This window comes from Kribbella sp. NPDC054772 (assembly GCF_053611945.1).
The window spans coordinates 117,109-130,680 of sequence record NZ_JBSHBJ010000021.1 but is presented as its reverse complement, the minus strand read 5'-3'; the positions used below and the strand labels follow the sequence as shown (position 1 = coordinate 130,680).

Sequence of the window (13,572 nt, the reverse complement as noted above, 5' to 3'; positions counted from 1 at the left end):
AAAACGCTCGACTGGGACACCCCAGCCGAGCGTTTGCGTGATCTACTCACCACCTAGAACCCAAGGCGGTGTTGCGACGACCCCTTGAAACCGCCTCTCCCGGGGGCTTTCTGTTTCCCTCATCGGGCGGTGATGAGATCCGGGGTCAGTGAGGACAGCGTCGGACTGCCCACGAGACGCAGGGCGTGGTCGAGCTCGTCGCCGAGGTCGGTGAGCAGCCGGGTGACGCCGCCGGACGAGTCGACGGTCAGCGCCCACAGCGCGGGTCGCCCGACGAAGACCGCGCGGGCGCCGAGTGCGAGGGCGGCGAGGATGTGTTCGCCGCGGCGGATGCCACCGTCGACGTACACCTCGACTCCGGAGCCGGCTACTGCTTCGGCGACCTCGGGGAGGGCCAGGGCGGTGGGGATCGAGCCGTCGAGCTGGCGGCCGCCGTGGTTGGACACGATGATGCCGGCGGCGCCCGCGTCGGCGCAGCGTTTGGCGTCGTCGCCCCGGAGCACGCCCTTCACGACGACGGGCAGGCCGGTGCGTTCGGCGAGCCAGCCGATCACGTCCGGGTTCAGATCGTCGGCCTTCGCGAGGTCGTCGTCGGTCCAGTCGCCCTCGGGCAGGTTCGCCAGGAGCTGGCCGGGTTGCACCAGGTCCCAGACCGTTTCGCCGTCGTCTTCCTTGCGGCCGACCACCGGAGTGTCGACGGTCAGCACGACCGCCCGCGCGCCGGCTTCGACCGCTGCATCCACCATCCGCTCGGTGATGTTGCGGTTCCGCACGACATAGATCTGCAGCCACCACGGGACGCCGGTCGTCCCGAGCTCGGCGAACGTCGTACCCGCGTTGCTGGACAGCCCGATCACCGACCTCGCCGCGCCGACGCCGCGCGCCATCGCGACCTCGCCGTCCGGGTCGGCCATCCGGTGCATCGTCGACGGCGCGACCATGATCGGCAGGTCGACGGGTTCACCGAGGACCGTGGTCCCGAGGTCGACCGTGGAGACGTCGTTCAGAACATGCGGGCGGAAGCGGTACGTCGACCAAGCCGCGGTTGCTTCGCCGACGCTGATCCCACCGGCCGCGCCTTGCCGGAAGTATCGGTGCACTGCCTCCGGCAGCTTCTCGGCGGCTGCTGATTCCAGGGTGTCGATCCATCGCATGCGGACCATCGTCGCACTCGTAGGCACGGTCAGCTACGGGGTTACGGCGCACAGTGAGGCAGCTGACGAGCAGGCGGTGCCGCACTTAGATTGGGTGTCGTGCACGACCATGGGCGTCTGCACCAGAACCATCGGGAACCCGGGGGGCCGGCGGTTACCGCTCGCGGGCGCTCTGTGGCGCTCGGAATCCTGTGCCTGTGCTCATTGACGGCCGGGGTCGACCTGACGATCACCAACGTCGCGCTGCCGGCCATCGGCAAGGCCCTCGACGCCGGCACCAACGAGTTGCAGTGGACGATCGACGCGTACAACATCGTGCTGGCAGGGATGCTGGTGCTCGGCGGTGCGGTGGCGGACCGGTACGGGCGTCGGCGCGTATTTCTCTCCAGCTACGCGGTGTTCGCGCTCGGGTCGCTGGCCGCGGCGTTCAGCCCGTCCACGGGAGCGCTGATCGCCTCGAGGGCGGTGATGGGGCTGGGCGCCGCAGGCGCGATCGCGCCCGCGCTGGCCATCATCGCGTCGATGTACCCACCCGAGAAGCGAGGCCGTGCGATCAGCGCCTTCGTAGTGCTCGGCGCAACTGGTCTGGCCGTCGGCCCGATCATCGGCGGGCTGCTGCTGGACCACTTCTGGTGGGGCTCGGTGTTCCTGGTCAATGTGCCGATCGTCGCAGTCGGGGTCGTCGCCGGAACGCGGACCATCCCCGAGTCTCGCGCTCCGGTCCCGGCTGGTCGCCGCCCGGCGCTCGATGTGCTGGGAGCGGTGCTGTCGGTCGTCGGGCTCGGTGCGCTGCTCTTCGGCGTCATCGAAGGCCCAGGACGCGGCTGGACGTCTCCCCTCGTGCTCGCGGCCGTGGGGGTCGGTGCGATCGCAGTCGCAGCGTTCGTCGTCCGGGAGCTGCGGACAAGGTCTCCGTTGTTCGACGTACGGATCCTGCGGCGCCCGCTCGTCGCCACCGGCGCGATCACCTTGATGGTGGCCTACCTGGTGCTGAGCTCGTTCCTGTTCCTGAATCCTCAGTACCTCCTTGATGTCCGGGGCGAGTCGATCGTGGCCGTTGGTCTGCTGTTCCTGCCGTTCGCAGTCGTCTTCGGGGCGTGCTCCCTGCAGTCCCAGCGGATCCTGCAATGGCTGGGAGCCCGGACCACGATCTCGCTCGGGCTCATCGTGAGCGCCGCCGCGGCCGGGGTACTCGCGGTATCCGGCAACGGACCGCTCTGGGCGATGATCGCCGGCTCCGTCGTACTCGGCGTCGGCCTGTCGGTGCTGATCGCGCCACCGTCGACCGTGGTGATGAACAGCCTGCCCGCGGCGAAAGCCGGTGACGGGTCGTCCCTCAACTTCGTCAGCAGGTTCGTGGGTGGGTCGATCGGGGTGGCGATGGTCGGATCCATCCTGGCGAGCGTCTACGTCCGGAACCTCGACGCAAACGCCCCCGCGCTCGGCCCGGAGCAGGGCGACAAGGCCCGAGGGTCGCTGCAGGGTGCACTCGAGGTGGCGGGAACACTGCCGACGCGGACCGGCAGCTCCCTGACGACTGCTGCGCGAGACGCGTTCGACCGTGGCGCTGCGGTTGCCTACGTAGCCATCGCTGTCCTCGCGGTGATCGCAGCAGCGGTCGCGTGGTTCACCCTCGACCGGCCCGCTCGCCTCGATGGCGACTGACGCTCGGCTCGGTGGCGACTGACAAAGGGGCGGTGGTCGTTGGCCTGAACCGGTAGAGTTGAGGACATGACGCAGTACGGGTGGCGATTTCTGCGCCCCGGCCGGCACGACGGTGCCGACGGGGTGAGCTGCTGCTGCGCTCTCTCCTGAGGTGACTGCGGCCGACCGGGGTGGACCCCCCGTCGAGACCGTCATCCTGGAGAGAAAACCATGTCTGTCCTCACTGTTGAAGAACTGCACTCTGCCCTCGCGCTCCGCGACCTCGCTGATCCGGCCCAGGGAGCGCATGCCGTCCAGTTGGTCGTGGACTCGATCCGTCAGGCGCTGGGCACTGCCTGGCCCTACACCGAGATCTGGACCCGCCGCGACGATCCCGTCGTACCGATGGCGGACAACTACGACAACCTCGGGTACGCGTCCGACGCCGTGACACGGGAGGCCCGCTACACGCGCTACGTGTCCGAGACCGAGGTACTGCGAAGCCACACGTCGGCGATGATCCCGCCGGCGCTTCGCGAGCTTGCGCAGTCCGAAGCATCCGATGTGCTGATGATCTGCGCCGGCATCTGTTACCGCCGGGACTCGGTCGACTGGCAGCACACCGGCACGCCACATCAGCTCGACTTGTGGCGGATCAGTCGCAATGTCACGTTGGGCGAGCCCGAGCTGGAGGACATGATCGCCCGCCTGGTCGACACGGTCCTTCCCGGGCAGACCTACCGGACCGTTCCGGCGGTGCACCCGTACACGATCCACGGGCGTCAGATCGACGTATTGCTGGACGATCAGTGGATCGAGATCGGTGAATGCGGTGTCGCGGCTCCGCACGTCCTCCGTCTGGCCGGCCTGGACGAGAGCTGGACCGGACTCGCGATGGGACCCGGTCTCGACCGGCTCCTGATGCTCCGCAAGGGCATCCGCGACATCCGGCTGCTGCGGTCGACGGATCCACGGGTGGCGAGTCAGATGCTGGATCTGCTGCCGTACAAAGCGGTCTCGTCGATGCCGCCGGTCCGTCGCGACCTGTCGGTCGTTGTCGACGCCTCGGCGGACGTGTCGGCGGAGGTGCTCGGCGACAAGGTTCGCGCGGCGCTCGGCCCGGAGGCCGATGCCGCGGAGTCGCTGGAGGTGCTGGGCGAAACGTCGTACGACGACTTGCCGACGGCCGCCCGTGAGCGTCTCCAGATGACCCCGGGGCAACGGAATCTCCTGGTCAGGCTGGTCCTCAGGCCGGTGGATCGCACACTCACCGATGCCGAGGCCAACGGCCTGCGGGACAAGGTCTACCGAGCTCTGCATGACGGTCCCGTGCTCGAGCTCATCGGCTAACGCCTCCGCAGCTCGCGGGCGGCGACCACGAAGGCGCAGATCGCCAGCGGCAACTCCAGCAGGAGCGCCTCCGCGAGCGAGAGCGTGCGGTCGAAGCCGGCCGCGGCTGTGGTGACGTCGAACCAGGCGTCGGCGGCCAGCAGCGTCCCGGCGGCCATCGCGGTCAGCACGGCGTACCTGTTGCGAGTGTGCAGCAGGTACGCCGTGATGCCGGCCGCGAGCGCCGTGCCGCAGTCGAGGCCGATCCAGGTGAGCTTCCAATGGTCCACCTGGTAGCTGCTCGGTAGCGTCGCCGCGAGGATCAGGCACCAGGGCAGCAGCACCGCAGCGACTCCAGCTGCGACCAACGCGGCCAGACCGCCGGGTGAACGGCGCGGGCGGATCCGGCCGTCGAGCCGGCCCTCGGCGATGTAGTCGTCGAGCGCCTCCGCCACGCGGTCGTCGATCGCGTCGCCGAGGCGGCCGTCCAGTCTGCTGTCGATGGCCCGGCCGGGATCGCCGGTGAGTCTGGTGTCGATCGCTGTCGTCGTCATGGCTTCGAGCATCCCGGCCAGGGCCGCTCGACACAGTCCGGCCAGCCCACGAACCGGGGTGGGGATAACCCCCGGCCGGATCCGTGGGTTGTCCTCATGCCGTCCGGCCGCGCGGACCACGTAAGTTGTGACGGCAAGCACGCGCCGAGACGGGGAGGTGATCCGGATGACGGTTGCTGCGAGTCCGGTTCCCCGGACGCCTTGGGGCCTCTGGCGCTCGCCGTACTTGTGGTTGGCAACCATCCACGTGCTCGGTGACTCGCTGGTCGTGCTCACCTCGGGCCTGGTGGTGCTGTTCGCGACCACGGCGGTCCTGGTGGGTTTCCCGCTCGCGGCGATCGGGATCCCGCTCAGCAAGGGCGCGAACCGGCTTGTCTACCTGGTCGCGGGATGGGAGCGGGAGCGGGCGCGGATCACGCGGGGGCAGCAGGTGCAGCCGTTGGTGCCACCGCCGCCGACCGGCTCCCGGCTCGAGGACGCGATGCTGGCGCTCGGTGATCCAGGTCTGTGGCGGCAGTTCGCCTACTACTCCACTCTGCTGCCGCTGGCCATCGTGTGGTTCTGCGCGATCATCGTGGCCTGGTCCATACCGCCGGTGCTCGTCGCGCTCCCGGCGTACTACTCGCAGTTCGCCGCGGCGCAGGCGCAGCTCGGGCCGTTCGTCATCGACTCGACGACGAAGGCGTCGGTCGTGGCGGTGCTTGCGGCCGCGTTCCTGCTGCTGATCTCGCCGATGATGATGCGTGGGGCGTCGGCGGTCGATGCCTGGCTGGTCAAGATGCTGCTCGGGCCGTCCGAGACCGGTGTGCTGGCCGAGCGGGTGCACCAGCTGGTCGAGAGCAGGCGGCAGGTCGTCGACTCGGTCGAGGCCGAGCGGCGGCGGATGGAGCGCGACCTGCACGACGGTGCACAGCAGCGGTTGGTGTCGCTGGCGATGACTCTCGGGCGGGCGAAGAACCGGCTGGGGGACAAGGACCCGGCGGTTCGGGCGTTGATCGAGGAGGCGCACTCCGAGGCGATGCAGGCGATCGCCGAGATCCGTGATCTGACCCGTGGGTTGCATCCACCGGTGCTGACCGACCGAGGTCTGGATGCGGCGCTGTCGGCTGTTGCGGCTCGGTCGGCGGTGCCGGTTCGGTTGAGTGTCGACGTGCAGCCGCGGCCCTCGTTGACGATCGAGTCGATCGCGTACTTCGTCGTGACGGAGGCGCTGGCGAATGTGGCGAAGCATGCCGATGCCGCGCAGGCGGAGGTTCGGGTGCAGCGGGAAGGCGATGTGCTGCGGGTCGAGGTACGGGACGACGGGCAGGGTGGGGCGGACCCGGGTCGGGGGAGTGGGCTGCGCGGGCTGACGGATCGAGTGGCTGGTGTGGATGGTCGGCTCACGGTGGACAGCCCGCCGGGTGGCGGGACGACCCTGATCGCGGAGGTTCCCTGTGGCTGACCCAACCGAGCAGACCGAACACCTGGCGCGCGCCGGGGACACGGAACGCTCCGAGCACGCGGGGCACGTGGAGCACACCGGAGACGCCGCGCAGGCCCAGCAGACCGGCCAGGCAGGGCGGATGCGGGTGGTGATTGCTGAGGACTCGGTGTTGCTGCGGGAGGGGATCGTGCGGTTGCTCGAGGAGCAGGACTGTGTGGTGGTCGCGGCGGTGGGGGATGGTGACTCGCTGCTGAAGGCGGTTGCGGTGCATCGGCCGGACGTCTGTGTGGTCGACGTGCGGATGCCGCCGACGTTCACCGACGAGGGGTTGCGGGCGGCGCTGGTGATCCGCGAGCAGCATGCGGAGGTCGGGGTGCTGGTGTTGTCGCAGTACGTCGAGGAGCGGTACGCGAGCGAGTTGATCGGCGGGAACCCAGGTGGCGTCGGGTATCTGCTGAAGGACCGGGTGGCCGATGTCGATCAGTTCATCGACGGACTGCGCCGGGTCGCGGACGGTGGGGCGGCTCTCGACCCAGAGGTGATCTCGCAGCTGCTGGTGCGGTCGCGCAAGGTGGATCCGCTCGCCATGCTGAGCCCGCGGGAACAGGACGTTCTCCGCGCGATGGCGGAGGGCAAGTCGAACGCCGGGATCGCGCAGGCGCTCGTCGTCGGTGAAGGCGCCGTCGAGAAGCACATCAGCAGCATCTTCTTGAAGCTGCGGTTGTCGCCGACCGATGGCGAACATCGCCGCGTTCTCGCCGTCCTGAAGTACCTGGAGACGTGATGGCGCGGTCGTGGTGGGGTTCTGTGAGCAGGACGCAGCGGGTGATGCTGATTGTTGGGTTGGTGCCGTTGCTGCTGCTCGTGGTGACGGGGGCCGCGGTGACGGTGTCGTTGATTCGTGGGAAGTTGCCGTACAACTACTCGTCGACGTTCGCGGCGAGTGCCGACGGGGTACAGATCGCGGCCGATGTTCCGACGCAGGTGCTGGCGAGTCCCGACAAGCAGGTGCATGTGACTGTCGACGGGGCGTACGCGGCGACGAAGCCCGACGTTCAGGTGTCGCAGGCCGCCGGCCAGCTGGTCGTCCGGACGATGTGTCCGGATGTGCACTGCGCGGTCAATCTCACGGTGGAGGTGCCGACAGACGCCCCGGTGCAGGCGAAAGTCGACCGGGCCTCGATCGATGTGGTCGGGGTGTCGTCGCCGTTGAAGGTCGATGCGAGCGACGGGTCGATCGACATGGCGCAGGTGCGGAGCTCGCAGGTGTCGGTGGATGCGCGGCGGGGTTCGATCTCGCTCGTATTCGACCGTCCGCCCGACCAGCTGGCGGCGACCGCGAGCAACGGGTCGATCACCGTGCAGGTGCCGCGGTCGACGACGTACACGATTGATGCGGTCGCGGCGCAGGGCTCCACTCAGCTCGACGTACCGAACGACGCGACCGCTACTCATCGCCTCTACCTACGGACCAGCTACGGCAGCATCACCGTTCAGTAGAGGGCTCCGCAGGTAGAGGGCCGGAGAGCTAGAGGGCGGCGCAGAAGGTCTTCGCCTTGGTCGTGATCGAGCTCCAGTTGGCGGCGGCCACATCAGCGGGGGCGACGACGTCGGTGCCGGCGCTGACCGCGAGGGCGCCGTTGGCCAGGAAGTCGCGGGCGTTGGTGGCGTTGACCCCGCCGGACGGGATCAGCGGTACGCCGGGGAACGGGCCGTTGAGGTCCTTGAAGTACTTCGGGCCCAACTGGTGAGCCGGGAAGATCTTGACCGCGGCAGAACCGAGGGCCAGCGCACTCATCACCTCGGACGGAGTGAACGCACCCAGGACGACCGGGATACCGGCAGCCGTGGCCGCTTCGGCGACAGCGGCCGCCTCAGGCCCCTGCCCCGGAGTGACGAGGAACTGGGCACCGGCGTTGATGGCCTGCGTCGCCTGGTCGGCGGTCTGGACAGTGCCCGCGCCGACGACCGCACCGGTCTCGGCGGCGGTGGAGGCGGCACGTTCGAGATGCCGGGGCAGGTCGGGAGTGGTGTACGTGAGCTCGACGACGTGGATGCCGCCGGCAACCAGAGCGGCGCAGAGGTCCCGGGCGTCGGAGATCTCCGGCGCGCGGACAACGGTCAGAACACGGTCGGCGCGGAGCAACTCCAAGGTGTTCACAACACAGTTCCTTTCAAGCGGGCACCATGCGGCGCACGGTGAGGGCTAAGGGGTACGGCGGATCGCGCGGCCGGGAAGAGCCGTCGTCCGGTGGGAGTCGTCGATGACGGGGACGCCATTGACGAGCACGAAGGGGATACCGGCAGCCTGCTGACGCGGCTCCGGGAACGTGGCGGTGTCGCGGACGGTGTCGGGATCGAAGAGGACCAGGTCCGCGGCGTACCCCTCGCGGATCAGGCCGCGGTCGGTCAGCCGGAGGCGGCGCGCGGGGCGACCGGTCAGGTGGTGGATGCAGTCAGCGAGGTCGAGAACGCCCAGGTCACGGACGTAGTGCGCGAGGTACCGCGGGAACGTGCCCCACGAGCGCGGGTGCGGTTTGCCGCCGACCAGGATCCCGTCCGAGCCGCCGGTGTGCGACGGGTGCTGCATGATCGTGCGCACGTTCTCCTCGTGGCCGACGTGCTGCAGGATCGACGTCGCGAGATCGTCCGCGAGCAGCAGATCGAAGAACACCTCGGACGCCGGCTTCCCGGCGCGCGTCGCGAGAGTCGCGACCGTCTTCCCGACCGCGTCGGACAACGCCGCGTTGCGGACGCCGCCGATCTCAATCGTCTCCCACTCGACGACGCATCCGTGACACCCGTCCGAGCCGACCTGCTCCAGCTCGTAGGTGATCCGCGACCGCGTCGCCGGGTCACGCAGTCGCGACAGCAACGCATCCGGGCCACCCTCCGCCGTCCAGCTCGGCAGGATCGCCGCCAGAGTGGTTGCCCCGGGCAAGTAGGGGTACGTGTCAGTGGTGACGTCCACCCCGGACGCGATCGCCTCGTCGATCATCGCGACCAGGTCGGCGCCGCGGCCCGCGTTCGGCGCGAAGTTCATCACCGCGTGGGTGAGATGCAGCGCGCAGTCCGAGCGGCGCGACACCTCGACCATCTCGGCGTACGCCTCAAGGGCGCCCTTCCCGTAGGAGCGCTGGTGCGGCGCGTAGTACCCGCCGTGGTCCGCGACGACCTTGCACAGCGCGACGAGCTCGTCGGTGCCGGCGAACATGCCCGGCGTGTAGGTCAGCCCGCTGCTCATCCCGACCGCCCCGTCGCGCAGACCGTCGGCGAGCAACTCCTCCATCCGGGCGAGCTCGGGCGCGGTCGCGGGACGGTTGGAGGTCCCAACGACCATCATCCGCAGTGTCCCTTGGGGAACCAGGTACGCCGCGTTGCAGGCGATCCCGCGGTCCAGGCGATCGAGATATCCCGCGACCGTGGACCAGGTGAACTCGAAGTCGTCCGGCTCCCCGTTCCAGCCTGCGATCTGACGCCGTACAACGGCCCTCGTCGGATCGTCGATCGGTGCGAACGACAGCCCGTCCTGCCCGAGCACCTCCAGCGTGACGCCCTGACTGACCTTCGCGGTGTGATCGGGATTGACTAAGATCTGCAGATCGGAATGCGAGTGCATGTCGATGAACCCGGGCGACAGCACCAACCCGTCGGCGTCGATCGTGCGGTGCGCCGACGGCAGGTCGTTGCCGATCGCCACGATCCGGCCGGCATCGACCGCGACGTCTCCGTGGTACCCAGGTGACCCGGAGCCGTCGACGATCAGTGCCCCGGTGATCAGCAGATCAGTCATATCAGAAGAACGTCCGTACCAGGTCGACGACGACGGGGGCGGCGGCGTCCGGGTCGTCGAGCACCGGGATCAGTCCCCACTTGTCGAACGCGGTGCACGGGTGGGACAGGCCGACCCGGAGTTCGTCACCGATCACCACCGGCTGGTCGTCGGAGAAGTGCAGATAACCGTGCTGGTCGTTCAGGTTGGTCACCGTCATCCCGGTCGCCGGCAGGATCGGCGAACCCTCGGACCGCGGCCGGATCAGCTGCGGCTCCGGGTAGTCCTGGTCGAACGGGAAGTCGCGGCGTCCGCCGTCGAAGATCGCCAGGCCGGGCTCGGGCTGCGACGTGATCCGCATCCACCCGTGCATCGCGGCGACGAGCTGCTCGCCGTCGGTTCTCGGGTTCTGACCGAGAGGCGAGACGCGGCGGTAGAGCCCGTCGTCGTGGGTGATGTACGCGCCGGACCGCAGTACCACTCGGGCGCCGTCGCCGGCCTCGTCGGCGAGGACCTTCGCGACCTGCTCGAAGTACTGGCTGCCGCCCGCGCTCACCACGGGTACGACGTCCGCGTCGTAGTACTGCCGCAGCCGGTGATGGACCGCCGCGAGATCGCGCAGGTACGCACGGACCTCCTCGAGGTTCGCCTCGTCGACACCGTGCCCGATCGCGCCCTCGTATCCCGCCACGCCCGCGAGCCGCAGCGTGCTCGCGTCGGCGATCGCGTCTCCGACGGCCAGCGCGGTTTCGAGGTCGCGGGCACCGGTGCGGCCGCCGATGCCGCCGACCTCGACCATCACGTCGAGCGGGCGCGCGTCGGGGCCGACGTACGCCGACCGGGCCGCCTCCATCAGCTCGACCGTGCGGATCGAGTCCGCCCAGACCATCACCTCGAACGACGGGTCGGCCTCGAGTTCGTCGGCGATCCAGCGCAGCTGCAGCGGGGAGATCACCGCGTTCGCGATCAGGATCCGCTGGAATCCGTACGCGCGGGCGACGCCGAGCTGGAAGGCGTTGGCGAGCGTGATCGCCCACGCGCCGGCGTCCAGCTGCATCGCCCAGAGCGCGGGCGCCATCGAGGTCTTGCCGTGCGGCGCCAGCTCGACGCCGTGCCGGGTGCACCAGGTCGCGAGGGTGTCCACGTTGTGCCGCAGACCGGGCGCGGACAGCGTCATCAACGGCGTGGGCAGCTGCGAAAGCCATGGTCGATCGGCGAGCACCTCGGCGACGGTCTGGCCCCAGAACGCGGGCGGCAGGGCCTTGTCCTGCCAGCTCACCAGCTGATCGGAGAGTGCGGCGACGGCGTCGGCATCGTAAGCAGGCATCAGATCCCCTGGGGTTGATATTGCAAAATGCGCAACGCTCATTGCGCATTCTGACTCGTCGGTTGTAGCATCGCGCCCGAAGTCGCGTCAACGCACGTCTATCCCATCACCCCGCCGCCAAGGAGTGCCGATGCCCGAACCGCTCCCTGAGACAGCCGCGATCTGTCTGGGCGAGGCGATGGTGATGTTCGCGGGCGGTCCCGGCCCGCTGGCGGACGTCGAGGTGTTCCGGCGATCGGTCGGCGGCGCGGAGTGCAACGTCGCCGGCGGGCTCGCGGCGCTCGGTGTCCCGACGAGCTGGATCTCGCGGCTCGGCGACGACGGCTTCGGCGAGCACGTACTGCGGGATCTGCAGGCCCGTGGCGTCGAGGTCGGCGGTGTGGAGCTCGACCCGGTGCGCCCGACCGCTCTCTACGTCAAAGAGTCCGAGAATGGACGCTCCCGGATGCACTACTACCGGACTGGTTCGGCAGCCGCCGCCATGGCGCCGGAGTTCCTGGACCAACCCGAGGTACGCCGTCGGCTCGCGCAGGCGCGCGTAGTGCACACGACTGGCATCACTGCGGCCATCTCGGAGTCCAGTGCGCAGATGCTGGAGCGGCTGGCGACTGAGCCGCGGGAGTTCCTGCTGAGCGTCGACCTGAACTGGCGGCCGGCGCTCTGGCGGGACAAGGACCCGGAGTCGTTGTGGCGGTTGCTGAAGGCAGCTGACCTCGTGCTGATCGGTGCTGACGAGGCAGCCGTCTTCGCGGGGACAGGCGATCCGGAGGAACTGTACGAGCGCTTAGGCGCGAAGACTCTTGTCGTGAAGAACGACGCGCACACTGCAACGGTGCTCGAGCCCGGCGGCCGCACTGATGTCCCCGCGTTGTCTGTCGACGTGGTCGAGACAGTCGGAGCGGGTGACGCGTTTGCTGCCGGATTCCTCGCTGGGACGCTGCAGGACCTTCCGATGGCGCAGCGGCTCCGGTTGGGGCACCTGACCGCCGCAGCTGTGCTGACGGCGCCGGAAGACCATGCACCGCCGCCGGCGGCACCCGAACGTGAGCGTCTGCTCAACGCGACAGACGAGGAGTGGGCTGCGACGAAGATCGGGCCCAGATGAGTCAGAGCCTCGGTCGGGCCCTGCAGATCCTCTCCAGCCTCGGTGAGGGGGAGCGGTCGCTCGATCAGCTCGCGACCGAGCTCGGTGTTCACAAGACGACAGTCCTCCGCCTGCTGCGCACCATGGAAGCCGAGCGGTTCGTACGCCGGGACTCCGCGCACCGCTACCGCCTGGGCTCGCGCCTGTTCGCACTCGCGGACGTGGCACGCGAGCAGCACGTCGTACGCGAGGTGGCCGCACCCCATCTGCTCGAGCTGAACCAGAAGACCGGTCAGACGGTTCACCTGGCGGCCTGGGAGAGCGGTGACGTCGTCTACATCGACAAGCTCGACAGCATGCGCGCGGTGCGGATGTACTCGCAGGTCGGCGTACCGGCTGCTCTGCACTGCACGGCCGTCGGGAAGGTGCTGCTGGCGGCGCAGCCGAAGCGGCAGCAGGAGGCGGTACTGGCGTCGCTCGATCTGAAGGCGTACACGCCGAACACGATCACCGACCTGGACCGGCTGCGGGACGAGCTGACGACGACCAAGGAGCGTGGCTGGGCGCAGGACAAGGCTGAGCACGAGGCGTTCATCAACTGCATCGGTGCGCCGCTGAAGACCCGCGACGGGCGTGTCGTAGGGGCCGTGTCCCTGTCCGTTCCCGACGTACTGCTGAACTATGAGCAGGTGCTCGAGCTGCTTCCCGATCTGCTCGCCACCGCGAAAGCGATCAGTGCCGACTACAACTGAGCCGACTACAAACTGAGAGGTGTCAGACCTGATGTCCGACAAGAGCGCAGTCTCCACCACCGACGCGCCGCCGCCGATGCCGGTGTTCTCGCAGGGCGTCCGCAAGGGCAACATCCTGCAGGTGTCCGGTCAGGGCTCGGTCGACCCGGCCAGCGGCGATTTCGTGTTCGCCGGTGACGTGAAGGGCCAGACCACCCGGGTGCTGCAGAACATCGAGGCGATTCTGAAGGCCGGCGGTGCGAGCATCGACGACGTCGTGATGCTGCGCGTCTACCTCACCCAGCGCGAGGACTTCGCGGCGATGAACGAGGCGTACGCCGAGTTCGTGTCGACCCGGACCCCGAGTGGCGTGCTGCCGTCGCGGACCACCGTCTTCACCGGTCTGCCGCTGCCCGACATGCTGGTCGAGATCGACGCGCTGGCCGTCCTCAGCTGAACCCCCTCGGAAGCCCGCGCGCCGGCCCCCCCCCCGCGGGGGCCGGGCGCCCCCCCCCCGCGCGCCCAAGTCTGGGAAAACAGAACGCGCACAC

Annotated in this window: 13 protein-coding genes; 8 read left to right on the top strand and 5 right to left on the bottom strand. The window is 69.0% G+C overall.

All coding sequences use genetic code 11. From position 1 onward, the window contains the following. Positions 1-119: 119 nt before the first annotated feature. Complete coding sequence (locus ACWGID_RS27950; RefSeq protein ID WP_452201428.1) at positions 120-1,154, bottom strand: alpha-hydroxy acid oxidase; 1,035 nt, start codon at positions 1,152-1,154, stop codon at positions 120-122. A gap of 99 nt (positions 1,155-1,253) precedes the next feature. On the opposite strand from ACWGID_RS27950, the gene ACWGID_RS27945 reads away from it, so the two are divergent. Both ACWGID_RS27945 and srmL read left to right on the top strand, forming a co-directional pair. Continuing rightward, a complete protein-coding gene (locus tag ACWGID_RS27945) occupies positions 1,254-2,819 on the top strand; it encodes a DHA2 family efflux MFS transporter permease subunit (protein ID WP_452201426.1) in 1,566 nt (521 codons plus the stop codon). A 210-nt stretch (positions 2,820-3,029) separates the two neighbouring features. Then, positions 3,030-4,148, top strand: a complete 1,119-nt coding sequence (gene srmL, locus ACWGID_RS27940; protein WP_452201424.1) for a PheS-related mystery ligase SrmL — start codon at positions 3,030-3,032, stop codon at positions 4,146-4,148. On the opposite strand, the gene ACWGID_RS27935 is transcribed toward srmL, so the two are convergent. Beyond that, on the bottom strand, positions 4,145-4,681 hold the full coding sequence (locus tag ACWGID_RS27935) for a hypothetical protein (RefSeq protein WP_452201422.1): 537 nt from the start codon (positions 4,679-4,681) through the stop codon (positions 4,145-4,147). The two genes, srmL and ACWGID_RS27935, sit on opposite strands and share 4 nt — an antisense overlap. A 166-nt stretch (positions 4,682-4,847) precedes the next feature. Here ACWGID_RS27935 and ACWGID_RS27930 point away from each other — a divergent pair, with 166 nt between their 5' ends. From ACWGID_RS27930 to ACWGID_RS27920, 3 genes are all read left to right on the top strand, one after another. Next, entirely contained in the window at positions 4,848-6,125 is a 1,278-nt protein-coding gene (locus ACWGID_RS27930; protein WP_452201420.1) for a sensor domain-containing protein, read from the top strand. A gap of 121 nt (positions 6,126-6,246) precedes the next feature. After that, entirely contained in the window at positions 6,247-6,891 is a 645-nt protein-coding gene (locus tag ACWGID_RS27925; protein ID WP_452201434.1) for a response regulator transcription factor, read from the top strand. Between the two features lie 23 nt (positions 6,892-6,914). After that, the gene (locus ACWGID_RS27920; protein WP_452201419.1) at positions 6,915-7,607 is read left to right on the top strand and encodes a DUF4097 family beta strand repeat-containing protein; all 693 of its coding nucleotides are present in this window, start codon (positions 6,915-6,917) and stop codon (positions 7,605-7,607) included. 28 nt (positions 7,608-7,635) lie between these two features. Here the strand turns inward: ACWGID_RS27920 and ACWGID_RS27915 are convergent, their stop codons facing one another. From ACWGID_RS27915 to ACWGID_RS27905, 3 genes are read right to left on the bottom strand one after another with little or no spacing between them, the layout of a single operon-like run. Continuing rightward, positions 7,636-8,268: a bifunctional 4-hydroxy-2-oxoglutarate aldolase/2-dehydro-3-deoxy-phosphogluconate aldolase gene (locus ACWGID_RS27915; protein ID WP_452201417.1), complete on the bottom strand. Its 633-nt coding sequence runs from the start codon at positions 8,266-8,268 to the stop codon at positions 7,636-7,638. Between the two features lie 45 nt (positions 8,269-8,313). Continuing rightward, a complete protein-coding gene (locus ACWGID_RS27910) occupies positions 8,314-9,900 on the bottom strand; it encodes an N-acyl-D-amino-acid deacylase family protein (protein ID WP_452201415.1) in 1,587 nt (528 codons plus the stop codon). Position 9,901: 1 nt separating this feature from the next. Further along, complete coding sequence (locus ACWGID_RS27905) at positions 9,902-11,206, bottom strand: amino acid deaminase (RefSeq protein ID WP_452201414.1); 1,305 nt, start codon at positions 11,204-11,206, stop codon at positions 9,902-9,904. 130 nt (positions 11,207-11,336) lie between these two features. Here ACWGID_RS27905 and ACWGID_RS27900 point away from each other — a divergent pair, with 130 nt between their 5' ends. Genes ACWGID_RS27900 through ACWGID_RS27890 form a run of 3 tightly spaced genes read left to right on the top strand, consistent with a single transcriptional unit; the run spans position 11,337 to position 13,478 of the window. Then, positions 11,337-12,311 (top strand): sugar kinase, encoded by a 975-nt coding sequence (locus tag ACWGID_RS27900; protein ID WP_452201412.1) that lies wholly within the window; start codon positions 11,337-11,339, stop codon positions 12,309-12,311. Then, entirely contained in the window at positions 12,308-13,042 is a 735-nt protein-coding gene (locus ACWGID_RS27895; RefSeq protein WP_452201410.1) for an IclR family transcriptional regulator, read from the top strand. The genes ACWGID_RS27900 and ACWGID_RS27895 overlap by 4 nt, the downstream gene beginning before the upstream one ends. A 31-nt stretch (positions 13,043-13,073) precedes the next feature. Continuing rightward, positions 13,074-13,478, top strand: coding sequence for a RidA family protein (locus ACWGID_RS27890; protein ID WP_452201408.1), 405 nt, complete (start codon positions 13,074-13,076; stop codon positions 13,476-13,478). Positions 13,479-13,572: the final 94 nt, after the last annotated feature.

Coding starts and splice junctions, on each gene's coding strand:
- ACWGID_RS27950 (WP_452201428.1), bottom strand. CDS start 1,154: ATGCGATGGATCGACACCCTGGAATCAGCAGCCGCCGAGAAGCTGCCG.
- srmL (WP_452201424.1), top strand. CDS start 3,030: ATGTCTGTCCTCACTGTTGAAGAACTGCACTCTGCCCTCGCGCTCCGC.
- ACWGID_RS27935 (WP_452201422.1), bottom strand. CDS start 4,681: ATGACGACGACAGCGATCGACACCAGACTCACCGGCGATCCCGGCCGG.
- ACWGID_RS27930 (WP_452201420.1), top strand. CDS start 4,848: ATGACGGTTGCTGCGAGTCCGGTTCCCCGGACGCCTTGGGGCCTCTGG.
- ACWGID_RS27925 (WP_452201434.1), top strand. CDS start 6,247: ATGCGGGTGGTGATTGCTGAGGACTCGGTGTTGCTGCGGGAGGGGATC.
- ACWGID_RS27910 (WP_452201415.1), bottom strand. CDS start 9,900: ATGACTGATCTGCTGATCACCGGGGCACTGATCGTCGACGGCTCCGGG.
- ACWGID_RS27905 (WP_452201414.1), bottom strand. CDS start 11,206: ATGCCTGCTTACGATGCCGACGCCGTCGCCGCACTCTCCGATCAGCTG.
- ACWGID_RS27900 (WP_452201412.1), top strand. CDS start 11,337: ATGCCCGAACCGCTCCCTGAGACAGCCGCGATCTGTCTGGGCGAGGCG.
- ACWGID_RS27895 (WP_452201410.1), top strand. CDS start 12,308: ATGAGTCAGAGCCTCGGTCGGGCCCTGCAGATCCTCTCCAGCCTCGGT.
- ACWGID_RS27890 (WP_452201408.1), top strand. CDS start 13,074: ATGTCCGACAAGAGCGCAGTCTCCACCACCGACGCGCCGCCGCCGATG.